This window comes from Nocardia sp. NPDC004340 (genome assembly GCF_053602575.1).
The window spans coordinates 102048-127469 of the sequence record NZ_JBSGDW010000002.1; the positions used below are offsets into that span (position 1 = coordinate 102048).

The 25422-nt window shown below is 70.2% G+C and carries 19 protein-coding genes; 13 read left to right on the forward strand and 6 right to left on the reverse strand.

Features of this window, described 5'->3' with window-relative positions; translation table 11 throughout:
* Window positions 1–12 precede the first annotated feature (12 nt).
* Window positions 13–234, forward strand: a complete 222-nt coding sequence (locus ACWEOI_RS07950; protein WP_379093988.1) for an FmdB family zinc ribbon protein — start codon at window positions 13–15, stop codon at window positions 232–234.
* Here ACWEOI_RS07950 and ACWEOI_RS07955 read toward each other — a convergent pair.
* Window positions 231–530 (reverse strand): SelT/SelW/SelH family protein, encoded by a 300-nt coding sequence (locus ACWEOI_RS07955; RefSeq protein ID WP_357087150.1) that lies wholly within the window; start codon window positions 528–530, stop codon window positions 231–233. The genes ACWEOI_RS07950 and ACWEOI_RS07955 overlap by 4 nt on opposite strands.
* A 187-nt stretch (window positions 531–717) precedes the next feature.
* Between ACWEOI_RS07955 and ACWEOI_RS07960 the strand changes: the two genes are divergently transcribed.
* The 7 genes from ACWEOI_RS07960 to chrA all read left to right on the forward strand — a co-directional run bounded on the left by ACWEOI_RS07960 (window position 718) and on the right by chrA (window position 12410).
* Window positions 718–3639: a DUF5691 domain-containing protein gene (locus tag ACWEOI_RS07960; RefSeq protein WP_452359232.1), complete on the forward strand. Its 2922-nt coding sequence runs from the start codon at window positions 718–720 to the stop codon at window positions 3637–3639.
* A 2-nt stretch (window positions 3640–3641) separates the two neighbouring features.
* Entirely contained in the window at window positions 3642–4754 is a 1113-nt protein-coding gene (locus ACWEOI_RS07965; RefSeq protein ID WP_433673463.1) for an AAA family ATPase, read from the forward strand.
* Window positions 4751–7108 (forward strand): DUF5682 family protein, encoded by a 2358-nt coding sequence (locus tag ACWEOI_RS07970; protein WP_452359233.1) that lies wholly within the window; start codon window positions 4751–4753, stop codon window positions 7106–7108. The genes ACWEOI_RS07965 and ACWEOI_RS07970 overlap by 4 nt, the downstream gene beginning before the upstream one ends.
* A gap of 139 nt (window positions 7109–7247) precedes the next feature.
* Window positions 7248–8408, forward strand: a complete 1161-nt coding sequence (locus ACWEOI_RS07975; protein ID WP_452359234.1) for a VWA domain-containing protein — start codon at window positions 7248–7250, stop codon at window positions 8406–8408.
* A gap of 98 nt (window positions 8409–8506) precedes the next feature.
* On the forward strand, window positions 8507–9931 hold the full coding sequence (locus tag ACWEOI_RS07980) for a protein kinase domain-containing protein (protein WP_433667904.1): 1425 nt from the start codon (window positions 8507–8509) through the stop codon (window positions 9929–9931).
* A gap of 79 nt (window positions 9932–10010) precedes the next feature.
* Entirely contained in the window at window positions 10011–11156 is a 1146-nt protein-coding gene (locus ACWEOI_RS07985) for a serine hydrolase domain-containing protein (RefSeq protein WP_452359235.1), read from the forward strand.
* Window positions 11157–11228: 72 nt separating this feature from the next.
* Window positions 11229–12410 carry a chromate efflux transporter gene (gene chrA / locus ACWEOI_RS07990; RefSeq protein ID WP_433667907.1) on the forward strand — a complete coding sequence of 394 codons (1182 nt, stop codon included), beginning with the start codon at window positions 11229–11231 and terminating at the stop codon, window positions 12408–12410.
* 156 nt (window positions 12411–12566) lie between these two features.
* Here the strand turns inward: chrA and ACWEOI_RS07995 are convergent, their stop codons facing one another.
* From ACWEOI_RS07995 to ACWEOI_RS08010, 4 genes are all read right to left on the reverse strand, one after another.
* On the reverse strand, window positions 12567–15098 hold the full coding sequence (locus ACWEOI_RS07995; protein WP_452359236.1) for an ABC transporter permease: 2532 nt from the start codon (window positions 15096–15098) through the stop codon (window positions 12567–12569).
* The gene (locus tag ACWEOI_RS08000) at window positions 15098–15889 is read right to left on the reverse strand and encodes an ABC transporter ATP-binding protein (RefSeq protein WP_379279354.1); all 792 of its coding nucleotides are present in this window, start codon (window positions 15887–15889) and stop codon (window positions 15098–15100) included. The genes ACWEOI_RS07995 and ACWEOI_RS08000 overlap by 1 nt, the downstream gene beginning before the upstream one ends.
* A gap of 97 nt (window positions 15890–15986) precedes the next feature.
* A complete protein-coding gene (locus ACWEOI_RS08005; RefSeq protein WP_433667911.1) occupies window positions 15987–17735 on the reverse strand; it encodes a protein kinase domain-containing protein in 1749 nt (582 codons plus the stop codon).
* Between the two features lie 99 nt (window positions 17736–17834).
* Window positions 17835–19754 (reverse strand): serine/threonine protein kinase, encoded by a 1920-nt coding sequence (locus ACWEOI_RS08010; RefSeq protein ID WP_452359237.1) that lies wholly within the window; start codon window positions 19752–19754, stop codon window positions 17835–17837.
* Between the two features lie 320 nt (window positions 19755–20074).
* Between ACWEOI_RS08010 and ACWEOI_RS08015 the strand changes: the two genes are divergently transcribed.
* The 4 genes from ACWEOI_RS08015 (at window position 20075) to ACWEOI_RS08030 (ending at window position 24320) form a co-directional block, all read left to right on the forward strand.
* The gene (locus tag ACWEOI_RS08015; protein ID WP_433667913.1) at window positions 20075–20845 is read left to right on the forward strand and encodes a deoxyribonuclease IV; all 771 of its coding nucleotides are present in this window, start codon (window positions 20075–20077) and stop codon (window positions 20843–20845) included.
* Between the two features lie 126 nt (window positions 20846–20971).
* Window positions 20972–21922 carry a TauD/TfdA dioxygenase family protein gene (locus ACWEOI_RS08020; RefSeq protein ID WP_452359238.1) on the forward strand — a complete coding sequence of 317 codons (951 nt, stop codon included), beginning with the start codon at window positions 20972–20974 and terminating at the stop codon, window positions 21920–21922.
* A gap of 263 nt (window positions 21923–22185) precedes the next feature.
* Window positions 22186–23397 (forward strand): CoA transferase, encoded by a 1212-nt coding sequence (locus ACWEOI_RS08025; RefSeq protein WP_433667915.1) that lies wholly within the window; start codon window positions 22186–22188, stop codon window positions 23395–23397.
* Window positions 23394–24320, forward strand: coding sequence for a hydroxymethylglutaryl-CoA lyase (locus ACWEOI_RS08030; protein WP_433667916.1), 927 nt, complete (start codon window positions 23394–23396; stop codon window positions 24318–24320). Before ACWEOI_RS08025 ends, ACWEOI_RS08030 begins: the two co-directional genes overlap by 4 nt.
* Window positions 24321–24331: 11 nt before the next feature.
* Here ACWEOI_RS08030 and ACWEOI_RS08035 read toward each other — a convergent pair whose 3' ends face one another.
* Window positions 24332–24580: a hypothetical protein gene (locus ACWEOI_RS08035; RefSeq protein WP_379279343.1), complete on the reverse strand. Its 249-nt coding sequence runs from the start codon at window positions 24578–24580 to the stop codon at window positions 24332–24334.
* Window positions 24581–24883: 303 nt separating this feature from the next.
* Between ACWEOI_RS08035 and ACWEOI_RS08040 the strand changes: the two genes are divergently transcribed.
* Window positions 24884–25411, forward strand: coding sequence for a hypothetical protein (locus tag ACWEOI_RS08040; protein ID WP_452359239.1), 528 nt, complete (start codon window positions 24884–24886; stop codon window positions 25409–25411).
* Window positions 25412–25422: the final 11 nt, after the last annotated feature.

Genomic DNA, 25422 nt, shown 5'->3' on the forward strand with positions numbered 1-25422 from the left:
TACGCTGGCCGGGTGCCGAGCTATGCGTATCGATGCCGCAGCTGCGGCGACACCTTCGAGCTGACCCGTCCGATGGCCGAGGCGTCCGCCCCCGCGACCTGCCCCGACGGCCACGACGACACCGTCAAGCTGCTGACCACCTTCGGAACCGTGAGCCGTGGCGGCGCCGCCCCGGTGTCCATGCCCGCCCCACCGGCGGGCGGCGGCTGCTGCGGTGGCGGAGGCTGCTGCTAGCTCGCCGGTCCGGCGTTCTCGTCCGTCTTCTTGTCCGCGTGGCCCAGTGAGCGATCCGGGGCCACGCGGTCGCGGACGCGTTGTTTCAGCAGGGCGATATCGGGAAAACCGCCGTCGGCCTTGCGTTCCCAGATCTGCTCGCCGTCGACGGTGATGCGGAAGACGCCGCCCTCGCCGGGGACCAGGGCGACCTCCGACAGATCGGTGGCGAAGGTGGTCAGCAACTCCTGGGCCATCCAGCTCGCGCGGAGCAGCCAGCGGCACTGTGTGCAGTATTCGATCGCTACGCGAGGCATGTCCGCGACCCTATCCCGCCCCACCGACAGCCCCGCCCGCACCCGTCGGCGGCCCTCGGCACGCACTGCCCGCATCGTCCGAATCGGTGGCGGCGGAACGACTTCCGCATCCGACCCGGCCGCGCCGTGACGCCCGGATCTGTCGGTGCCCTCGGATAGAAATATGTCAACCGAGGAAGGGGGATGGATGACCACCGCTTGGACCGCCGATCACATCGGCTCGCTCGCACCGGACGCCGCGTCACTGACCGCCGCCCGCAAGTTGCGCGGCAAGTGGAGCGGCACCGGGATTCACGACACGGCGCTCTGGGGGCTGTGCAAGGGCAGCGGCAGCCGCCCGTACCAAACCATCGTCGACCTGGCCGGACCCGCGTACAAGTGCACGTGCCCGAGCCGCAAGTTCCCGTGCAAGCACGCCCTGTCGCTGCTGCTGTCGTGGAGCGCCGGCGAGGTGCCCGCCGCGGACGCCGTGGGCGATTTCGCGGCAGACTGGCTGGGCGGCCGGGCCGCCCGCGCCGCCAAGAAGGCCGCGCCCGAGACCAAGCCCGCGGCGAGCGCCGGGGCCACCGCCGATCAGCGCCGCGCCCGGGTCACCGCGGGCCTGGCCGACCTGGACACCTGGCTCACCGATCAGGTCCGCACCGGCCTCGCCCAGTCCGACCGTTCGATGCGGGCCTTCGAGACCGTGGCCGCGCGCATGGTCGACGCGCAGGCCCCCGGCGTGGCCGCCACGCTGCGTCAATTGCCGCTCGCCACAAGCCATTCCGACTGGCCCCGGCTACTGTTGCGCGAATACGCCCGGCTGCACCTGCTGGCGGCCGCGCACACCCGCCTCGACGAGCTCTCCCCCGGCCTGCGCGCCAGCGTGCGCACCCACATCGGCTACCAGACCCCGGCCGACTCGGTCCGCGTCGAACCCGCGGTCCGCGACCGCTGGCAGGTCCTGGGCGTCCGCACCACCACCGAGGACGGCCTCTACACCCGCCGGGTCTGGCTGCGCGGGCGGGCCTCGGGCCGCTGGGCCCTGATCCTGGACCACCACTACGGCAGTCCCGCCTTCCCCAACGACACCCCGGCTCCGGGCTTCCAGGTGGACGCGAACCTGCACTTCTACCCCGCTGCCGCGCCCTTGCGCGCCGTCTGGGGCGACCGCCACGAGGACATTCCCGAACCCTTCACCACGATCCCGCTGCCGGACGCCACCGGCGAGAACCACGGCGACCAGGTCGCGGCGGCGTCCGGCTCGCGGCCGGGCAGCATCGCGGCGGCACTGGTCGAACAAGCGCGGGCATTGGGAGCCGATCCGTTCCTGCGGTCATGGCCGGTGCTGCTCGTCGATGTCGTTCCGGTTCGCGGCGAAAAGACTTGGGAAATAGTGGAATCCGGTGGCGACGCGTTGCCGGTGGCGACGGCCGAGGGTGAGCCGTGGCGGCTGCTCGGGCTGTCGGGCGGGCACGCGGTGACGCTGCTGGCCGAGTGGACCGCGGACGGGCTGGTTCCCGTCGCGGCGCTCGCCGACGGAGTGATGGTGGATGTCGGTGTGGCGCTGGGGACTCCGAATCCGGTCCGCGGCGGAATCGAGGACGCCGGGAGCGCCGAGCTGGTGTCGGCGGCGCTGGTCGGCACGGCGCGACGGCAGGCGGACCTGTGCGGATTGGCCTCGCCCGTCACCGCGGCGGCGACCGCGCTGAGCGGGGATCCGGCTGTTGTCTTGCTGGAATCCATTGCGCTGCAGGATTGTTTCGCTCGCGGCGGCGTCACCGCCGGTTCCGGTGAGCGCGGCGCCGCCGCGTCCGATGACGAGCGGCCCTTGCTGCCTGCCGCCGCGGGAGCGCGCTTGATCGACATGCTGTCGGACAATTCGTCGTTCCTCGAGGAGTGGTTCGCCCTGGCCGGGCCGCGGGACTTCCGCGCGCCGGACGGCCTGGTGAGCGTCCTGCTCGATCGCGCCAAAGCGCTCGCGCCGCATCGGGAGCCGCTGTTGCGGCTGGCCGGGGCGCGGGGACGGTGGCTGGCCGGACAGCATCCGGGCTGGAAGTCGCTGGTGCGGGCGGCCGCCGAGGACGACAGCGTGTGGTCGCACGGCCGGGCGACGGAACGGCGCAGCTGGCTGGCCCAGCTGCGGCAGCGCGATCCGGCGGCCGCGAGCGCCGTGCTGGCCGGGTCGTGGGGCACCGAGTCCGGGCCGGGCAAGGCCGACCTGCTGGCGGTGCTCGCCGACGGGCTCTCGCTCGCCGACGAGCCACTGCTCGAGACCGCGCTCGACGATCGGCGCGCGGAGGTGCGGCGGCTGGCCGCGGATCTGCTGGGGCGGCTGCCGGATTCTGCTCTCGCGCAGCGGATGTCGCAGCGGGCGGCGGCCTGGCTGATGTTCGGCGCGCGCCCGGTCACGGCGTTGCTGGTCACCACCGGACCCGGCGTGCTCGACGACGCCGCCCGCCGCGACGGTGTCGGGGATTCCTTCGGCTACACCGCCTACCGCGCCGACGGCGCACCCGATCTCGCCACCGAATGGCTGCACCGGGTGGTGGCCGCCACCCCGCTGCGGCACTGGGAACGGCTGCTCGGGTCCCCCGAGGAGGCGGTCCGGGTGTCCATGGGCGACGGCGTGCGCGGACCCATGTTCGCGGGCTGGACCGATGCCGCACTGGCACAGGGTGATCCGGCGTGGGCGCGAGCCCTGTTCGGGGCGATCTCCGGCCCGGCCGCCCGCGACGCCGATTCGGACAAGCTGCGTGCCCTGTTCGCGCTGCAGCCCGAAGCCGATCAGGTGCGTTACCTGCGCGGCCTGGATTCCAGCTGGCTCGCCGAGATCGAATCCCTGTTGCGCGCCATGCCCCGGCAGTGGCCCGGCCCGATGGCCGAACACGTGCTGCGGCTGCTCACCGAACGCGCGCGGCTGTGCGCCGACCGGCCGGGTGCGCCCAGCCTGGTGCCCGGCTCGTATCGGACGCTGTTCCGCGCGGCGTCCGCCCACTTCCCGGTGGAGCTGGCCGGGATGGTGTCCGGCCTGGCCCGCCGCTGCGCGGATCCCTACTGGGAGCAGGCCTTCGACCAGCTCGCCCATGACCTCATTGAACGCAAGACGATGCTCGAGGAGTTGCAGTGACCATTACTCAGGAAGTCACCATCGCTCAGGAACCGGACGCCCTGCTGCGCCCGCACGCCGAACAGGCCTTCGCCGACGAGCTGAAGGCGCTCGCCGCGACCGATGACCGCCCGCGTCCGCCCTCCTGGAACCTGTCGCCGTGGGCCGTGGTCACCTACCTGCTGGGCGGCACGCTGTCCGACGGCACCGTGATCACGCCCAAGTACGTGGGCCCGCGCCGGATCATGGAGGTCGCGGTCTCCACCCTGGCCACCGACCGCGCGCTACTGCTGATCGGTGTCCCCGGTACCGCGAAAACCTGGGTGTCGGAACACCTCTCGGCCGCCATCGCCGGACATTCGACGCTGCTGGTGCAGGGCACCTCCGGGACCGCGGAGGAGGCCATCCGCTACGGCTGGAACTACGCCCGGCTGCTGGCCGAGGGTCCGAGCGAGGCCGCGCTGGTGCCCTCGCCGATCATGACCGCCATGCGCGCCGGCTCCATCGCCCGGCTCGAGGAGCTCACCCGCATCCCGTCGGACGTGCAGGACGCGCTGATCACGGTGCTGTCGGAGAAGACGCTGCCGGTGCCGGAACTGGGCACGGAGGTACAGGCGGCCAAGGGCTTCAACGTGATCGCCACCGCCAACGACCGCGACCGCGGCGTCAACGAGCTGTCCTCCGCGCTGCGCCGCCGGTTCAACACCGTGGTGCTGCCGCTGCCGGCCGGGGAGGACGAGGAGGTCTCCATCGTCACCCGCCGCGTCGAACAGCTCGGCGTCGCACTGGAACTGCCCGCCGTGCCCGCGGCCGTCGAGGAGATCCGCCGCGTGGTGCGGGTGTTCCGCGAACTGCGCTCGGGCATGACCGAGGACGGCCGCACCAAGCTCAAGTCGCCGACCGGCACGCTGTCCACGGCCGAGGCGATCTCGGTGATCACCAATGGCATCGCGCTGGCGGCGCACTTCGGCGACGGCGTGCTGCGGCCCGCCGACATCGCGGGCGCGGTGCTGGGCGCGGTCATCAAGGATCCGGTGGCCGACCAGGTGGTGTGGACCGAGTACCTGGAAGCCGTTGTGCGGCAGCGCCCGGACTGGGCGGACTTCTACCGCGCCTGCCGCGAGGTGCACGAATGACGGCCGCCACGATCCCGGCCGACGCCGACGAGACCGCCCTGCCGAGCGAGACCGTGGCTTCCACCACGGCCGCCGGCCCGGCCGAGACGCGGGTGTTCGGCATCCGCCACCACGGCCCCGGATCGGCGCGATCGCTGGCGCTGGCGCTGGCGCGGTTCCGTCCCGACGCCATCCTCATCGAGGGCCCTTCGGACGCCGATCCGCTGGTCGGTTACGTCGCGGCCGAGGGCATGTCACCGCCGGTGGCCCTGCTCGCCTATCAGCCCGACAGTCCCGCCAAGGCCGCGTTCTGGCCGTTCGCGACCTTCTCCCCGGAGTGGGTGGCGCTGCGGTACGCGGCGGAACACGGTGTGTCCGCGGGCTTCTGCGACCTGCCGGCCTCGATCTGCCTGGCCGTGGAGGACGAGCCGGGCGATCGGACCGACCCGCTCGGCATCCTGGCCTCGGCCGCCGGATACGACGACGCCGAACGCTGGTGGGACGCCATCGTCGAATCCGCCTCGGACGCCGATATCTTCCCCGCGGTCAACGAGGCGATGGCCGCCCTGCGCGAACACGCGGAGGATCTTCCGGAGGTCTCGGAGGAATCCGATTCCGTCGTCCCGGCCGAGGGGTCCGGGACAGCGGAGGAGGAGCCTTTCTCGGCCGCCACGGCGCGGATCACGGTGGACGCGCACACGCTGCGGCGTGAGGCGCACATGCGACAGATCATGCGAAAAGCCTTGAAGGACGGGGCGAAACGGCTCGCCGTGGTGTGCGGCGCGTGGCACGCGCCCGCGCTGGAGGGCAAGCTGGGCCCGGCCGCGGCCGATGCCCGCCTGCTCAAGGGCCTGCCCAAGGGCAAAGCCACGCTGACCTGGGTGCCGTGGACGCATTCACGGCTGGCGAGCTCGTCCGGCTACGGCGCGGGCATCACCTCCCCGGGCTGGTACCACCACCTGTTCACCGAGACCGACCAGCCGATCGCCCGCTGGCTCACCAAGGTCGCGGGCACCCTGCGCGCCCACGATCTGCCGGTGTCGAGCGCGCACATCATCGAATCCATCCGGCTGGCCGAGACTCTCGCGACCCTGCGGGAACGGCCGCTGGCCGGGCTGTCGGAGGTCACCGAGGCCACCCGGTCGGTGCTGTGCGACGGCGACGAGATCCTGTTGCGGCTGGTCAGCACCGAACTAGTGGTGGGCGAGGCGCTGGGGACGGTGCCCGAGGGCACGCCGACGGTGCCGCTGGAGGCGGACCTGCGGGCCCAGATCAAGACGCTGCGGCTCAAGCAGCAGGCGCTGGAACGGACCGTCGACCTGGATCTGCGCACCGACGGCGGGCTCGCGAGATCGCGTCTGCTGCACCGGCTCCGGCTGCTGGGCATCGAGTGGGGGCGGCTGACCGACAGCCAGGTCCGCAATGCGGGCACCTTCCGCGAGACCTGGACCCTGCGCTGGCGGCCGGAACTGGCGATCGCGATCGTGGAGGCGTCGCGCTGGGGCACCACCCTGCGGTCGGCCGCCGAGGCGAAGATCCTCGACGCCGCCCGGGACCCGGACGCCACGGTCGGGAAGGTGGCGTCCGCGCTGGAGGAGGCGCTGCTGGCCGATCTCGGCGGGGCCACCGACGGACTGATCGCGCGGCTGGAGACGGTCGCGGCCCTGGATCACGATGTCACCCACCTGATGTCGGCACTGCCCGGGCTGCTGCGCATCGCCCGCTACGGCGACGTGCGCGGCACCGACGGCGCGGCTCTGACCCGGGTGGCGGACAGCCTGCTGGTCCGCAGTTGCGCCGGCCTGCCGGGCGCGGTGACCGGACTCGACGCCGACGCGGCCGCCGCGCTGCGCGGCCGGATCGACGCGGTGCACCTGGCGCTGTCGAACCGCGACGACGAATGGGCCTCGGGGACTTGGCTGTCCACCCTCGAGACGCTGGCCGATCGCGACGACGTCAACGGCGGCATCGTCGGCCGCGCCGTGCGGCTGCTCTGCGACGCCGAGCGCATCGGCGGCGAGGAGTCCGGCCGCCGACTATCCGCGGCGTTATCCGTCGGCCGCACCGCGCCGGACAAGGCGGCCTGGATCGACGGCTTCCTCGGCGGCCGCGGCCTGCTGCTGGTGCACGACCGAAACCTGCTGTCGCTCATCGACGGATGGCTGTGCGGACTCGACGAGGACCAGTTCGTGGCCACCCTGCCCCTGCTGCGCCGGACCTTCGGCGCGTTCGAGGCCGGGGAGCGGCAGGCCATCGGCCAGGCCGTCCGTCACGGCGCGCCGACGGCCGCGGCCACCGGCAACGCGGAGTACGACGCGATCCGCGGCGCGCTGGCCATGCGTTCCGCCGCCGAGATACTCGGGGTGGCCCGATGAGCCGACACGGCGGTAGCCGGAACAGGCCGCGGAGTCTTCGACCGCAGCCGCGGGGCGGGCGCGCGTGCGAGCCGGGCCGGCCACTCGACTCCCTGTGGGGCACAGGCATTTACCACTCATACACATCCTGGGGGATGGCATGAACGAGATCGACGAAGGACAGCTGCGGCGGTGGCGGCTGGTGCTCGGCAGCGGCGGGGAGGCCGGGCTCGGAGGCGGCGGCCTGCGCAGCGCCGATGATCAAGCGATGGACCGCGCGCTGGGGTCGCTCTACGACTCCGGGCAGGGCGGGAGCGGACGGCGCTCGGGCGGGCTCGGCGGGTCCGCGCCGCAGGTGTCGCGGTGGCTGGGCGATATTCGCCGCTACTTCCCCTCGACCGTGGTAGAGGTGATGCAGCGGGACGCGGTGGATCGGCTCAACCTCACCGAATTGCTGCTGGAGCCCGAGCTGCTGGAGGCGGTCGAACCGGATGTGCACCTGGTCGGCACGCTGCTGAGCCTGAACCGGGTGATGCCGGAGACCACCAAGGCCACCGCGCGCATGGTGGTGGAGAAGGTGGTCAAGGAGATCGAGCGGCGGATCGCGGCACAGACCGTGGCCGCCGTGGGCGGGGCGCTGAATCGGGCGGCGCGGGTGTCGCGCCCCAAGCTGCGGGACATCGACTGGGACCGCACGATTCGCAAGAACCTGGCGAACTATCTGCCGGATCACCGGACCGTGGTGCCCGAGCGGCTGGTCGGGTACGGCCGCAAGGCGCAGGCGGTGAAGCGGGACGTGGTGCTGGCCATCGACCAGTCCGGGTCGATGGCGTCGAGTGTGGTGTACGCGTCGGTGTTCGGCGCTGTGCTGGCGTCCATGCGGTCGCTGCGCACCTCGCTGGTGGTATTCGACACCGCCGTCGTGGATCTCACCGAGAAGCTGTCGGATCCGGTGGAGGTGCTGTTCGGCACGCAGCTGGGCGGCGGCACCGATATCAATCGGGCCATCGCGTACTCCCAGTCGCTCATCACCCGCCCGGCCGATTCCCTGTTCGTCCTGATCTCCGATCTCTACGAGGGCGGCGTCCGCGCGGAGATGCTGCGGCGCATTCGCGCCATGAAGGAATCGGGGGTGCAGGTGGTGGTGCTACTGGCGCTGTCGGACGAGGGCGCTCCCGCCTACGACCGCGACAATGCGGCGGCGCTGACAGCCCTGGGTGTGCCCGCTTTCGCGTGCACGCCGGACAAGTTCCCGGACCTGCTCGCGGTGGCGCTGGACCGCGGTGACGTGCAAGGTTGGGCGCATCTCAACGCGGGCTGAGGGCTGGTCAGCGACAATTGAGCGGCGTCGGGCACTGATAGGCTGCCCTGCGGATTCAGGCTCGTGGCAGATTTGGTTTTGGGAAGCGGGTGCTCGGTTTGCGCTCTGGTGATGTGTTCGCCGGCTACGTCATCGAACGCGAGCTCGGCCGTGGCGGCATGGGCTCGGTGTATCTGGCCAAACACCCGCGGCTGCCCCGGATGACCGCCCTCAAGCTGCTCAACCAGGAGATGTTCTCCGACGACGAGATTCGCGCCCGCTTCATTCGCGAGGCGGATCTCGTCGCCCGGCTGGACCACCCGAATATCGTCACCGTCTACGACCGCGGCGACGAGGGCGAGCAGCTGTGGATCTCGATGCAGTTCATCGACGGCGTGAACGCCTCCTCCATCAGCCCCGGCACGCTGCCGCCGCTGCGGGCGGTCCAGATCATCACCGAGACCGCCAAGGCCCTCGACTATGCGCACGGCCTCAATGTCCTGCACCGGGACGTGAAGCCGGCCAATATCCTGCTGGCCCGCTCGTCCTCCAAGACCGGCTCCAGCGAGCGGGTCTACCTGACCGACTTCGGTATCGCCCGCCTGCGTGACGACACCGGGCATCTGACCCAGACCGGCACCGTCACAGCCACTCTCGCCTACGCCTCGCCCGAGCAGCTGACCGGCGCGTCCCTCGACGGCCGCTCCGACCAGTACTCGCTGGCCTGCACCCTGTTCCAGCTGCTCACCGGCGCGGTCCCGTTCGAGGGCACCAGCCCGGCCGCGGTCATCCGCGGCCACCTGCAGCAGCCGCCGCCCCAGGCGAGCCCGCTGCGTCAGGCCCTGCCCCGTGCCATCGACGCCGTCCTGACCAAGGCGCTGGCCAAGCGCCCCGCCGACCGCTACCGCTCGTGCGTCGAATTCGCCACGGCCGCCGAACGAGCCCTCTCTGCTCCGGCCGCCCCGCCGCGTCCCCCGACGCCCGCGCACCCGCAGCCGATCGTGGCCCCGCGTCCGCCGACCCCGGCCCGCCCTCAGCCGGTGATCCAGCGCCCGCCGACGCCCACCCCGTCGACCCCGCGCCCGCTGGTCGGCCCCGGTCCCACCTACACGAACCAGGGGCCCGCGTACCCGTCGCCGCCGACCTCGGCTCCGTCGTATCCGAACCAGCAGGCCCCGTCGTACCCGCACCACCCGATCCACAACCAGCAGACCTCGACGCCCGCCTATCCGAACCAGCCCGCGCCGCAACACTTCACGAGCCAGCAGGGCCCGTCGTACACGCCGCCCCAGACCTACGCGCACCACACCCCGCAGCCGAATTACGCTCCACAGCAGCGGAATTCGAACAGCACGGCCTGGCTGATCGCCGCCATCGTCACGGTGCTGGTGATCGTCATCATCGTGATCGCGGTGATCATCAAGAGCAGCAAGTCCAAGGCCGACGCCCCGCTGCAGCCCGACACCATCGTGTATTCGGCCTTCGCGGACCATCGCACGCCCGAGAGCATCCTCGGCGACAAGGCCTTCCGCATCACCCTGTGAAACCTGGGGGATCTCCCCCACCCGGATTCCAGGGATCCGCCGGATTCCTCGAGGATGCAGGCGGACATAGCGTCAAGTCATGGTCGAACGCTGTGCCGCCGTCCTCGGCGCTCTGCTGATCGCCGGGGCGACCGCCGGTTGCGCCGAGCCCGCGGAGTCCTCCCTCGCCCAACGGTTGCGCCAGGACACCGAGGCGATCCACGCCCTCGGCATCAGTGGTGTGCAGGCTCGCGTCATCGAGCCCGACGGCACGCAATCGGTCGCCACCAGCGGGACGGCCGACCTGGCGACCGGCGACCCGGTCCCGTCCGACGGGTACTTCCGGATGGCCAGCACCGCCAAGACATTCGTCGCCACCGTGGTCCTGCAACTGGCGGGCGAGGGCACGCTCACCCTCGACGACACCGTCGAGCGGTGGCTGCCGGATGTGGTGCGGGGCAATGGGAACGATGGCGCCCGGATCACCCTCCGTCAGCTGTCGCAGCACACCAGCGGTATTCACGACGACCTGCCCGGGTACACCACACCCGAGGAGTACACCCAGCAGCGCCACGACACCTACAGCCCCGCGCAGCTGATCGCCCGGGCCATGGCCCATGCGCCCGACTTCGCGCCCGGCTCGGGCTGGCAGTACTCCAATACCGGCTACATCCTGCTCGCCGAGATCATCCAGCGCGCCACCGGCCGACCCGCTCACACCGAGATCGAGAACCGCATCGTCACCCCGCTCGGCCTGCGCGGTACCCGATGGCTGGGCGACTCGCTCACGCTCCCGCAGCCGCACGCCCGCGCCTACCAGTTCTTCGGCCCCGGTTCCGAAGTCGACGTCACCGACCAGGTCGCGCTGGAACCGGAGAACCTGTCCTGGGTCACCACCACCGCGGACGAGAACATCTTCTTCCGAGCCCTGCTCGGCGGCCGCCTGCTCCCGGCCGACCGGCTGGCGGAGATGAAGCGGACCGTGCCGGTGAGCGGGGATCTCGAAACCATGTGGCCGGGTGGCCGATACGGCCTCGGCCTCGCCGAACGCCCGCTGAGCTGCGGCGGCGTCTACTGGTCCCACGAGGGCGGCGACGGCGGCTACATCACCCTCAATGGCGTCACCGGCGACGGCGCCCGCAGCGCCGTGGTCTCCATGTCCGAGGCCCTCGGCGATTCCCCGGAGCACATCCTGGCCCAGGAATCCGCGGCCGCCACCCTGATCGACCACGCCCTGTGCCCGTAACCGAACGCTGTTATCGTCTGCCTGTACTGCGGTTTCGGTGCTGGTCAGGACGATGAAGCGAGGGTTGCGGGCGTGGATGGCGGGGCCGGGCGGGGCGATCACGCGGTCGAGGTTCGCCTCAGCACGATCGCCCGCGAGTGGGGGCGGATCGGGTGCATCGGATTCGGCGGGCCGCCCACCCACATAGCGCTGCTGCGGCGGTTGTGCGTCGAGGAGCGGAAGTGGATCGCGCCCAACGAGTTCGAGGACGCGATCGCGGCGACGAATCTGCTGCCGGGCCCGGCGTCCACACAGCTGGCCATCTTCTCGGCCTGGCGGTTGCGGGGGACGGCCGGGGCGCTGGTGGGCGGGGCGTGCTTCATCGTGCCCGGTCTCGTGGTCATTCTGGCGTTGGCGGCGTTCTTCCTCGCCGGGGGCGTGCCGCGCTGGGCGCTCGGCGCGGCGGCCGGTGCGGGCGCGGCCGTGGCGGCGGTGGCCGTCCATGCCGGAGTCGGGTTGGCGCCCGCCAGCTGGCAGCGTGCCGGAACGGAGCGGGCGTCCCGACTGCGCTGGATCGCCTATCTGGTGGTGGGCGCGCTCGCCGCGGCCTTGATCGGTCCGTGGCTGGTGCTCGTCCTCGTCGCCGCGGGTCTCCTGGAAGTCGTTGTCCGCACCGGTATTCCGGGCCGATCGACCTCGTCGGCGGCACCGCTGCCGTTGGCGTTCACCCTGCCCACCCTCGGCGGTCTGGCGGCGGTGAGCTGGGTCGCCTTCAAGGTCGGAGCCCTCTCCTACGGCGGCGGTTTCGTCATCATTCCGCTCATGCAGTCCGACGCGGTCACCCACTACCACTGGATGACCGACGCCCAATTCCTCAATGCCGTTGCCCTGGGCCAGATCACGCCGGGTCCGGTCGTGCAGACGGTCGCGGTGGTCGGCTACGCCGCCGCGGGCATCCCCGGCGGCCTGCTCGCCGCCCTGGTGGCCTTCACCCCGTCGTTCCTGTTCGTCGTCTTCGGCGGCCCCCGCTTCGACCAGCTCCGCGAAAACCCCCGAGTCCTGGCCTTTCTCGCGGGCGCGGGCCCGGCCGTCATCGGCGCCATCCTGGGCTCCGCCATTCCCCTCGCCCTGGCGCTCCAGCACGCCTGGCAGTTCGCCGTCCTGGCCGCGGCCGCGGTCTTCCTGCTGGCCGCCCGCCGTGGCGTGGTCACCACCCTCCTCGCCGCCGCCGCCATCGGAATCGGCGCCGCCGCGGTGGGCCTCCCGATCAGCTGACCGCAAAGCAAAGGGCCGACGCGGATTCCGCGTCGGCCCTTTCTCCCTACCCCGGGCTCTCGTCCCCCAGGCCAGTCACGTTAGTGAAACACTGCCGTTTCCGAAGGCCCCCGCTTTCATGGGCGAAGGAACCGACGGCCTGGGGTACGGAGCAGGTCACAGGTCGGCGATGGCGGCCAGCGGGGGTGTGCGAGCGGCTCGGATGGCGGGCCACAGGGCGGCCAGCACACCGACGAAACCGGAAGCCAGGAGCATCAGAATGATCTGACCCCAGGGGACGGCGATGGTCGCGATGCCGAGATCCTTTAGGGTGCTGAGGAATCCGATGCCGAGACCGATGCCGAGGATGACGCCGACCACCGCGCCGAAGATGGCGATCAGCATGGATTCCAGGTAGATGCTGCGGCGCACCTGTGGGCGTTGCATGCCGACCGCGCGGAGCATGCCGATCTCGCGGCGGCGTTCCACGACCGACAGGGCCAGCGTGTTGACGATGCCGAGGATGGCGATCACCACCGCCAGGGCCAGCAGGCCGTAGAGGATGGCCAGCAGGGTGTCGATCTGCTTGCCCTGCGCGCCCTTGAAGTCCTCGCGGTCCTGGACCTGGACGATCACATACTGCTCGGTGGCCTTCTCCAGGTTGGCGCGCATGGCCGGCAGGTCCGCGCCCGGCTGGGCGGCGACCAGGACCAGGAAGCTGCTCTGATAGCTGACCGGCACGGTCCGGTCGTACAGGGACATGGAGGTCACCAGGTTCTGCAGCAGCTGTGTGTCCTTGTAGATGCCCGCCACGGTGACCGGGAACTTGCGGTAGTCCAGGCTGGTGATGTCGACGCTGTCGCCGAGATGCCAACCGTGGTCGGCCGCATAGGTTTCCGAGACCATGATGTCGTCCGCGCCGAGCTGGTCGGTGCCTTCGCGCATGGTGTAGTCGAGCACCTTGGTCATCTGCCCCTCGGGCGCGGTGCCCAGCACCTGCTTGCCGTCGACCTTCAACGCCACCCCGTGGAAGGCCACCACATCCTTGACCTGCGGCACCTGGGCGACGGTGGCGGTGGCGGCGAGCGGGACGCCGATCAGGCCGCCGGGCGGGCCCGCCAGCATGTAGTCGGCCTTCACGCCGTGGTCGACCAGTTCGCTGATGCTGGCCTTGGCCGAGGACCCCAGCATGCCGATGGCCGACACCAGCATCAGGCCCAGCGTCAATGCGAACGCGGTCGCCGCGGTGCGCCGCGGATTGCGAATCGCGTTGTTGCGCGCCATCCGTCCGACCGGGCCGAACGGCCGGGTCAGCACCCCGAGCGCCGACACCACCGGCCGCGACAGGGCGGGCGAGGCGAACAGCACCGCGAGAATCAGTGCGGCCGCGCCGATCCCGACCACCGAGGCGGCCGTCCCGCCGGTACCGCGTGCGCCGAGCACCACCAGCACCACACCGGCCACCGCCAGCACCGCGCCGACAATGGTCCGCAGCCGCAACGACTCTCCGGACGAATTGGACTCCGACCGCATGGCCTCCACCGGCGGCACCTTGGCCGCCCGCCGCGCCGGGGCGTACGCGCTGAGCACGGTCACGACGGTGCCGACCACGATCGCCACCACCACGGTCCGCGTCTCCAGCGACATGGTCCCGGTGGGCAGCCCCAGCTTGAACGCGTTGAGCAGTCCGGACAATCCGAACGCCAGCCCGACGCCGGCGGCCAGACCCAGTGCGCTGCCGATCAATCCGACGATCAGCGACTCCCCCACCACCGACCGCGCGATCTGCTGCCGGCTCGCGCCGACCGCCCGCAGCAGCGCCAGCTCTCGCAGTCGCTGCGCCACCAGCATGGAGAAGGTGTTGTAGATGATGAACGTGCCCACCAGCAGCGCGATGGACCCGAACGCCAGCAGGAAGTAGTTGATGAACTTCAGCGCGTTGCCCAGCTGCGCCTTGAAGTCCTCGCGCACCTCGTCGGCGTTCTGCACCTTGTACTCGGGCAGCGCCGCCTTGATCTCGTCGCGCAGATCGTCGGCCTTCACACCGGGCGCCGCCGCGACGTCCACCCACGCCACGTGCTTGCCGTCGGTGAACAACTGCCGCGCCTGGGTGTCCTCGAACAGCAGCTGCACGAAGCCACCGGTATTGGAGGAGCCGTCGATCTCATAGATGCCGGACACGGTCACATCGACATTGCCCTTGGACGGCACCAGCACCTGGGTGCGATCGCCGACCTTCAAGCCGGCCCGATCCGCGCCGCCGTTGTTGATGGAGATCTCACCCGGCTTGGCGGGCGGAACACCGTCGACATACTTCTCCGGCTCGGCCACCGACTTCTCCGGCGGCAGATACGACTGCCCGAAAGCCGGTGCGCCACCGGTCTGTACGGCGTGCCCGTCCTTCAACAGGACCACGGGCCCGTTGACGCTCGGCGCGACGGTCCGCACCCCGTCCAGCTGGGAAATCTTGGTCACCACATCGTCCGGCACGCCCAGCGACTGCTGCCCCTTGGGCTGCACCCGAACGTCCACGCCCTTGGCCTGATTGGCGAAGATGCCGTCGAAGGTGCTCTGCAGGGTGTCGGTGAAGATGAACGACCCGGAGATGAAGGCGGTGCCGAGCACCACCGACAGCAGGGTCAGCACCAGCCGCACCTTGTGCGCGGCGAGATTGCGCAAGGCGACCTTGCGCATCGGGGAGCCGGCCATCAGAGCTCGTCCTCCCCGGCGGTCGTCTCCAGCGACTTCATCTTGTCCAGAATGGAATCCGCGGTGGGCTCGCGCAGCTCGTCCACGATCTGCCCGTCGGCGAGGAACACCACCCGGTCGGCGTGCGAGGCCGCGCGCGGATCGTGGGTCACGATGACCACGGTCTGCCCGAACTCGTCGACCGCGGCGCGCAGGATCGACAGCACCTCACCGGAGGAGTGCGAGTCCAGGTTGCCGGTCGGCTCGTCGCCGAAGATGATGTCCGGCTTCCCGGCCAGCGCGCGGGCGCAGGCCACACGCTGCTGCTGGCCGCCGGACAGCTCGGCGGGCCGGTGCGTCAGGCGGTCGTTCAGGCCGAGCCGCTTGGTCACCGTGGAGAGCCACTCCTCGTCGGGCTTGCGGCCCGCGATGTCCAGCGGCAGCGTGATGTTCTCCAGCGCGGTCAGGGTGGGGACCAGGTTGAACGCCTGGAACACGAAGCCGATCCGGTCGCGGCGCAGGTTCGTCATCTGCTTGTCCGAGAGCCGGGTCAGATCGGTGTCACCGATGTGGACCGTGCCCGCGGTGGCCGCGTCGAGCCCGGCCAGGCAGTGCATGAGCGTCGACTTTCCGGAGCCCGAAGGGCCCATGATCGCGGTGAACTCCCCCTTCGCGAACTCGGCCGTGACCCCGGCGAGCGCGCGGACCTGTGTATCGCCGGAGCCGTAGACCTTCACCAGGTCGGTCGCGCGAGCCGCGGCCGTGTCGGTGCCTGTGTCGAGAGTGACGGATTCCGAGACGTTCGAAGTCATGCTGTCCAGTGTGTCGAGCTTCGCGGGCGGATGCCATCCGGGATGTCCCTGATGGCCGTGTCCTCACGAAGTCCACACAAACGACCGGGTCGGAGCCTCAATTGATGGGGGCTGACCGCCACCAGTCCAGCAACTGGTCATCCGTGGCGAGGAAGCCGGTGCTGTACATGAGGAAGGCGTGCTTGCCGTCCTTGGCGTCCTTACCCTCCTTGCCCTCCTTGGCGTGGAACTCCGTCACCAGCCGCGGGCGCAGCAGCGCGCTGCCGCTGATCTGGTAGTTCGTGTACTTCCCGCCGCGCACCTTGACCTCGGAGCGGGTGTAGCCGGGCAGCGCTGCCAGCGCCTCTTCCAGCTCGGCGGTCGAGGAGTACATGACGAACCGGTACGCCGGATGACCGACACCGCCCGCGCAGTCCCAGGCCACCGACCAGTTGCCCAGATCCGGGTCCCCGGAACCGGAGTCCGGCGGCGGCGCGGAGTGCTGGTAGGTCGTGCAGGCCGCGCCCTGGTAGCCGATGCCGGCATTGGTCTCGGCGGACGGGTCGGCGGGCGGCAGCATCTGCGGGAAGCGCTGGCTCAGCAGCTGCGCGTCCGCGCCCGCGTGCTCGGGGACTCCGGCGGGCTCGGTCGCCTCGGTCGGCGCGGGCGCCTCGTCCGTGCTCGGCGCGGGCGCGGCGGTCGTGGTCGCGGGGGTGTTCGAGGTGGCGGCCCGGTCGAGCACGGCCAGGCAGCCCGCGATGCCCACCAGCGGCAGCACCACGATCGCGACCCCGCCGATCAGGCAGCCGCGCAGCTTGGAACGCTTCTTGCGGGGCGCGGGTGGGGGCGGCGGCAGCGGACGCGGCGGCGTGGTCACCGGAGCCATCGCGGTGTACTGCATCGTCCGGCGCGCTCCCGGAACGGAATTCGGATCGCCGCCCGCCGGGGTGTTCAGCACCGCCGTCGGAGCCGGGCCGGAAGGTCTCGGCGGCCCACCGTGCCCGAACGGCGCGGGCGCGAGGAACTGCGTCGCACCCGCCGGATTCTCCAGCGCGTCCTGCGCCGCGGCCGCGAACTCGCCGCACGAATCGAACCGTCCCTCAGGGTGTTTCGCGAGCGCCCGGGCCAGGACCGCGTCCAGGGCCGCGGGCAGGCCGGGCCGCAGCCCGCTCACCGGCGGCGGCGTCTGGTTCAGGTGACCGTGGATGATGCCGACCGGATGTTCGGCGTCGAACGGCACGTTCCCGGTCAGCAGCCGGAACAGGGTGCAGGCCAGCGAATACTGGTCCGACCGCGGATCGAGGGGCTGGCCCGAGAGCTGTTCGGGCGAGGCGTAGGTCAGTGTCGCGGTGAACGAGCCGGTCTGGGTGAGCTTGCTCGCGTCGTCGCGCAGCCGCGCGATGCCGAAGTCGGCGAGGAAGACCCGTTCCTCGCCGTCGGCCCGCTCCAGCAGAATGTTGGCGGGCTTGACATCCCGGTGCAGCACCCCGCGCTTGTGCGCGAAGTCCAGTGCCCGGGCGGTCTCGGCGATGATCCGGATCGCCTCGCGCGGCGGCAGATTCGCCGCCTCCAGCTGGGAGGCGTCCGGTCCGTCCACATACCGCATGGCGATCCACGGCTGGGCGTCGTCGATGCCCCGGTCGTAGATCGGCACGATGTTCGGGTGATCGAGCCGGGCGATCAGATCGCCCTCCCGCTCGAACCGGCCCCGGATCTCCGCATCGCCGAACAGCTCCCGGCCCAGCAGCTTGAGCGCGATCAGCCGAGGCAGGCGCGGATGCCGGGCGAGGAATACCGCCCCCATCCCGCCGCGCCCGAGCTCGCGTTCGATCTCGTACCCGGCGAACACTTCCCCGCTGCGCAGCACAAAGACCCTTCCTGTATCCAACTGCCTCCGCTTCGCTCCGGCGGGTTCGTGCGCGACACTAGCGTGCTCGGACAGGGGTTTCGAACTGCCCAGGTCAGGTCAGTTGATGGGGGCGCTCTTCCACCACTTGACGACGTCGTCGATGCTGCCGACCAGACCGTCGGTGTACATGAGGTACTGGGTGCGGCCCGGGTCGGTGAAGGCGGTCACCATGCGCGGGTGGCTGTCGTCGGTCATCTGGTAGTTGGTGTAGGTCTTGCCGCCGTTGGTGTCCTGGGTGGTGGTGTCGGCGGTCAGGCCCTTCACCACCGACTGCGCGTCGGCCGACGAGGAGTAGGCGAAGATGCGGTAGAAGGGGTCCTTGTTGTCGCTGCCGCCGTAGCAGCGCCACTGCACCTTCCAGTCGCCGAAGTCGGGGGTGCCGTCGGTGGCGTCGGAGGAGACCGGGGAGTCTGCCACCCAGCAGGTCGCGCCATTGAGGCCCTTGCCGCCGGTCTTGGTGGCGGGCAACAGCTTCGGGAACTCCTTGGCCGCGGCCGACCAGTCGATCGACTTGTCACTCTTGGGCGCGGCGCCCGGCGACGTGGTGGCCGAGATGGTCGGCGACCCCAACTTGTCGTCACCCGTCTTGCTGCCGATCGCCGCCAGCACCACGACCAGGACGATCAGCAGCACCACGGCCGCGGACACGATGCCGATGATGAGCCCGGCATTGGACTTCTTGGGCGGCATCGGGCCGGCGAGCGGCGCGATCGGCGGCCGCTGCTGCTGGCCCGGGCCCGCGTAGCCGTAGGCCGGCGGCTGCGTGTACTGGTTGGCGCCATGGCCGGTGTAGCTGCCGGTCACCGGCTTGGGCGGGACCGGATTGACCGGATTGACCTGTGTCGGAGCCGGATACGGCACGGCCGGGGTGGGCGGCGTGGTCTGCGGGCGCGCGGTCTGCATGTGGCCGCCGGTGACCGGCATCCCCGTCTGGTGCGCGCCGCCGGTCAGCGGATTGCCGGTCTGCATCGGCCCACCGGTCTGCATGGGCCCACCGGTCGGCATCGCGCCACCGGTGTACATGGGCATCCCGGTCTGCATGCCGCCACCGGTCAGCGGCGCGACCGGAGCCGGTCCCCCGGTGTAGGGCATGACCGGCATGGGCGGCGCGGTCCGATTGACCAGCGGGATGGCGGGCGCGCTCGGATTCGCGAGCGCACTGCGCGCGGCGGCCGCGAAGTCGCTGCAACTGGCGAAGCGGTCCTCGGGCCGCTTGGCCATGGCCTTGGCGATCACCATGTCCATGCTCGGCGGCAGTCCGGCCCGCGCGCTGCTCAGCGGCGGCGGCGGATTCTGCAGGTGCCCCTGGATGACCGCGGCCGGGTTGGTGGCCGAGAACGGCCCGGACCCGGTGAACAGCCAGAACAGTGTGCACGCCAGCGAGTACTGGTCGGAGCGGCCGTCCAGCGCGGACCCGGTCAGCTGTTCGGGCGAGGCGTAGGCGAGGGTCGCGGTGAACGTCCCGGTCTGGGTGAGATGACCGCTGTCGTCGCGCAGCCGGGCGATGCCGAAGTCGGTCAGGTACACCCGCTCGCCCTTACCGCCGGTGGAGCGGGCCAGCAGGATATTGGCGGGCTTCACGTCCCGGTGCAGCACCTCGTTGCGGTGCGCGTAGTCCAGGGCGTCGGCCATCTCGGCGACGATCTGCACGGCCCGCTCGGGCGGCAGGGTCTGCGGATTCACGCTGGCGGCGTCGATGCCGTCGATGTACTGCATGGAGATCCACAGCTGGCCGTCTTCCATCCCGCGGTCGTAGACGGTGACGATATTGTGGTGGTCCAGCTGGGCGACCAGATCGGCCTCGCGTTCGAAGCGGGCTCGGACCTCCTTGTCGAAGACCATCTCCCGATTCAGCAGCTTGAGCGCCGTCAGCCGGGGCAGCCGCGGGTGTTTGGCCAGGTACACCGACCCCATGCCACCCCGGCCGAGCTGCCGCTCGATGACATACTCAGCAAAAACGTCACCTTCGGACAGCATGACGATCTCCCACTTCCCACTCCACGCGCCGGGACCCACCAGCGTGCGGAGTACCACAGACGATCGGCGTGATCGTTAACGGGCCGATCCGGAAAACACCGAAACTGTAGCCGATCCGACCCGCGCCTCGCGCCGGGCCGGGCGCGCCGCGCGAACCTGCAGCGTTCGCCTGCAACGGTATTCACCTCCTCTGATCGGCCGGGCTTCGGAATTCCTACCGAACTATCTACGCACGACTCGCTAACGCAACACTCAACGTTTGCTTGTCGTCCCGGTCGGACCCGCCCTGAGCTGTCGGGGGTCGGGGATACGCTGGGCATATGCGCATTGGAGCTCACGTCCGGACGGACAGCGACCCGATCGGCTTCGGCGAGCAGCTCGGGGCCGATGTCATCCAGATGTTCGTGGTGGATCCGCAGAGCTGGGACAAACCCAAACCGCACCCGCTGACCGAGCAGATCAAGGCCAGCGACATCGACGTGGTGGTGCACTCGTCGTATCAGATCAATGTGGCCAGCCTGAACAATCGGCTGCGCATGCCCTCGCGCAACGCGGTCGCGCAGCAGGCCAAGGCCGCCGCCGACCTGGGAGCGTTCGGCCTGGTGGTGCACGGCGGGCACGTCCGCTCCGACGAGGAGATGGCGGAGGGATTCGTCAACTGGCGCAAACTGTTCGAACGCCAGGCCGACAAGGGCGGGTTCGCGGTGCCGATCCTGATCGAGAACACGGCCGGCGGGAATCACGCCATGGCACGGTATTTCGACGATATCGGGCGGCTGTGGGACGCGGTCGGCGAGTACGGGGCCGGGTTCTGCCTGGACACCTGCCACGCCTGGGCGGGCGGTGAGGAACTGGTCGGGATCGTGGAACGGATCAAGGCCATCACCGGGCGAATCGACCTGGTGCACCTGAACTCCTCGCGCGACGCCTTCGACTCGGGCGCGGACCGGCACGCCAATTTCGCCGACGGCACCATCGATCCGCAGTTGCTGGCGGAGGTGTGCCGCACCGCGGGCGCGCCGGTGATCCTGGAAACCCCCGCCGAGGGCGTGGCCGACGATCTGAAGTATCTGCGCGAACACCTGGGCTGAGCGCCCGCGGCGCCCGCCGCCGTCCTTTCGATCCCGCTGATCCTGAACCTGTTTCGGCGGCGCACCCGATGGTGTCCTGATCATGGCTCGAATCCGGGCCGGACTCCATCGGGCGAAAGGCATGGCATGTCCGTCGATTACGCAACTTCCACCCCCACGGTCGTGCAGTTGGGCAGCAGGATCGGTGCGCGCATCGACGGCGTCCGGCTCAGCGGCGACCTGGATTCGGTGACCGTGCAGGCCATCCAGGACGCGCTGCACAAGCACAAGGTGATCTTCTTCCGCGGCCAGGAGCATCTGACCGAGGACGGGCAGTACGAGTTCGCGCAGCTGCTGGGCGCGCCCACCACCCCGCACCCGACCGTCACCTCCAAGGGCGTCAAGACCCTGCCCATCGACTCCGAGTACGGCCGCGCCAACAGCTGGCACACCGATGTCACCTTCGTGGACCGGGTGCCGAAGGCGTCCATCCTGCGCGCGGTGCACCTGCCGTCCTACGGCGGCTCCACCACCTGGGCCTCCACCGTGGCCGCCTACGACTCGCTGCCAGCGCCGCTCAAGGTGTTCGTCGAGAACCTGCGGGCCCGGCACACCAACGCCTACGACTACGCCGCCGACCGGACCGAGGTGGCGCGTGGCGAGAACGCGGAGGTGACCGCCAATATCAAGGCCTACCGCGAGGAATTCGAGTCCAGCTACTACGAGACCGAGCACCCGGTGGTGCGCGTGCACCCGGTGACCGGCGAACGCGCCCTGCTGCTCGGCCACTTCGTGAAGAACTTCGTCGGTTTCTCCGCCGCCGAATCCCAGGCCCTGTTCCAGCTCCTCCAGAACCGCGTCACCCGCCTGGAGAACACCACGCGCTGGAACTGGCAGCTCGGCGATGTCGCGATCTGGGACAACCGCGCCACCCAGCACTACGCCATCGACGACTACGACGGCCAGCCCCGCCGCCTCACCCGCATCACCCTGGCGGGCGACGTCCCGGTGGACGTGCACGGCGACCCGAGCACCATCATCACCGGAAACGCCGACCACTACTCGATCATCGAGGAGGTCACGCCCCGCGCCGCCTGAAACCCGGCGCGAAGCACCGTGATTCGGGCCCTGCCGGGTGCTGCCACTCACCCGTGACCGCCCGATTTCGCGGACCGACACGACTCGATGCAGTGGGGCGCGTGCCACACGTACACCCCGCGCCCCACTGCCAGGCCGGTGCGACGACACCAACCTCACCAACGCCGTCGCGCCGGCCTTTGTCGTTTGCCTGCTCGCTCGTCGCTCGTCGTTCCCATCGACTTCGCCGGATTCGCTCGAACCCCATCGGGCAGACTGTGGGCATGGAGATTCGGCCGCTCGACGGCGTTCGGGTTCTGGAGTTGGGTAACTATGTGGCCGCGCCGACCGCGGGGCGGATACTCGGGGACTTCGGGGCCGAGGTGATCAAGGTCGAGCGGCCGGAAACCGGTGACGAGCTGCGGAATTGGCGGCTGTACGGCGGCGATACCTCGATGCTGTACCGGACGGTCAACCGGAACAAGAAGTCGATCACGCTGGATCTGCGCACCGAGGCCGGGCGCGGGATCGTGCTCGACCTGATCAAGCAGTGCGATGTGCTGCTGGAGAACTTCCGGCCGGGGATGCTCGAGAAGTGGGGACTCGGGCCCGAGGCGCTGAACGCGGCGAATCCGGATCTGGTCATCACGCGGATCTCCGCCTACGGGCAGACCGGGCCGCTGTCACAGCGGCCGGGCTTCGCGGCGGTGGCCGAGGCGGTCGGCGGGCTGCGCGAACTCGTGGGCGATCCGGATCGGCCGCCGGTGCGGGTCGGCGTATCGATCGGCGATTCCATCGCCGGCATCTACGCCGCCTTCGGCACCGTCATGGCCCTGTTCCAGCGGGAACGGGTGCAGCGGGTTCCGTTGGAGCAGCGCATCATCGACGTGGCGCTGAACGAGTCCATCCTCTCGGTGATGGAATCGCTGGTGCCCGACTACCTGGCCTACGGCATCAATCGCGAGCGGGTCGGCGGGCGGATGGAGGGCATCGCGCCCAGCAACGCCTATCCGACCAGCGATGGCTACAGCATCATCATCGGCGGTAACGGCGATGCCATCTTCCAGCGCTACATGCAGGTCATCGACCGCCCCGACCTGGCCGCCGACCCCGAGTTGCAGGACAACGCGGGACGCTGGCGCAACCGCGATCGGCTGGACGCCTCGATCGCCGAATGGACGCGTCTGCGCACCCGCGAGGAAGCGCTGAAGGTGCTGGAGGCGGCCGCCATCCCGTGCGGGCCCATCTACACCGCCGCCGACATCGTCACCGACGAGCAGTACAAGGCGCGCAATATGATCCAGCCCTTCCCGGTGGACGTGGGCGAGCCGGAGCCCAAGGAAGTCGGTTTCCCCGGCATCGTCCCCGTGATCGGCGGGCAATCGCTGCCCATCCGCAATGTCGGCCCGGACCTCGGCGAGCACACCCGCGAGGTGCTGTCCGAGCTGCTCGGCCTGACCGACGCCGAGATCGATGCCCTGGAGGCGAAGTCATGACCCTGCGCGATGTCACGCTGCGCGACGGCCTGCAGCTCACCGGGAAGGTGCTGCCCACCGAACGCAAGGTCCAGATCGCCCGGCAGCTGCTGGCCGCGGGCGTGCCGGAGCTGGAGATCGGTTCCATGGCGCGCCCGGATCTGGTGCCGCCCATGGCCAATACCCTCGAACTGGTCGAGCGGCTGACACCCGAGGAGCTGGAACGCTGCTGGGTGTGGGTGGCCACGCCGCGGCACGTGGCCAAGGCCGCCGAGGCCGGGGTGCGCAACTTCCAGTACTGCTTCTCGGTGTCGGACGCGCACAACAAGGCCAATATCGGCCGCACCACCGAGGACAGCCTGGCCGCCATGCCGGAGGCGGTGCGGTACGCGCACGAGGCGGGCGGGCGCATCCAGCTCTGTCTGGCAACGGCTTTCACCTGCCCGTTCGACGGGCCGGTGGATCCGGCGCGGGTGCTGGCCATCGCGGCCGATCCGCGCGCGGAGGGCGCCTCGGACATCGTGATCGCCGATACCCTCGGGCAAGCACATCCGGGTCAGGTTGGCGCACTGGTGGCTTCGGTGGCCGCGACCGGGCGCTGGGGAACTCCGGAGCACCGCATCGTCTTCCACGGGCACGACACCTGGGGCATGGGGGTGGCCAATTCGCTGGCGGCGCTGGCCGCGGGCGCGGACGTGGTGGACGGTTCGCTGGGCGGGCTGGGCGGCTGCCCATTCGCGCCGGGCGCCTCCGGGAACACCTCGAGCGAGGATCTGTTGTTCGCGACCCGGCCGGAATGGTTCACGCCGTCCGTATTGTCGGACTTGGTGCATATTTCCGAGGATTTGCTGAAAGAACTCGGCGAACCGAATCGATCCCGGACCATAGAAGGCGCGAACTCGGAAGCCACGGCATTCGAGTGGACAATTACCAGCCGGAATTGATTCGCTAGAAATTAGCTATCGTGCGCGTCGGCGCGAATCTTGAGCAGAATCAGACCCGCGGTACAGGCCAGGATCAAACCCGCGACGGTGATCTCCACCCGCAGTCCGGCAATACCGAGAATCGCGCCGGTGAGACCGCCGAGAAAGAACACCCAGGCGGCGATACGGGCCAGGAGTGCCGGCACCCGCGGCGTCGGAGGGGCGGCAGGCTCTCCGGAGCGCGCCGACGCGCGCAGCGGAGATGTCGAGAATGCACCCATCATCCACTCCTCGGTGACGCCCGCCGGGTTCGCGAATCTTCGGCGCGCCCCTCGGCTAATTTCGAGCGTCTCTTGTGTAACTTTGGACACACATTACGGCCCGGCAACGGAAAGTCCATACGACACGTATGCAAAACGCGCCGAGTTTACTAATTCGATATTTGAATCACTGCTGTTTGAGATATTTTCGAGGCCCCGAAAATGCCCCGCGCGGGTCCTCGGATCGAACCGACCACCCGCCTGGCCGATGCCCATCGGCTCCGTTAGGGTGAGCCCACTCGATACGAATCAGGAGTGCCACCCATGGACGGCAGCAACGCCCGCGCGGACGACCACGCGGTCACCCCGTGGCGTCGCCTGCCCAAGCCCGTGGTGTACGCCGCGGCCGCGGTCGGCACGGTCTCGGCGGGTCTCATCCTGCTCGGCGCGTGCGGCCTCGGCCACACCGACACCTATGTCGCGCCGCCGCCGATCAACGCGGATCTGCAAGCGGCCCCGGTGACTTCGGCCAAGAGCGGCGCCTCCGCCACCCCGGCCATCGTCATCCCGCCGTCCCCGACCTGGCGGGTAGCCGCTGACCAGCCGTCGCGGCGCGCTCCCATCTCCACCGTCACCGGCACCCCGGAGGATCCGGCCGACCCGAGCAATACCCGCTCGACCCCGGCCCGCCCGACCACCACCACCCGGCCGGTGACGACCGAATCCAGTCGGCCCACAACGGAATCCCCGCGCACCACCACCGAGGCGCCGGTCACCACCCGCACCGAGACCACGCAGCCCGCGAGCGTCTCGCCCACGGACCACGCGGCTTCGGACACCTCCGACAACTAGCGGACATCTCG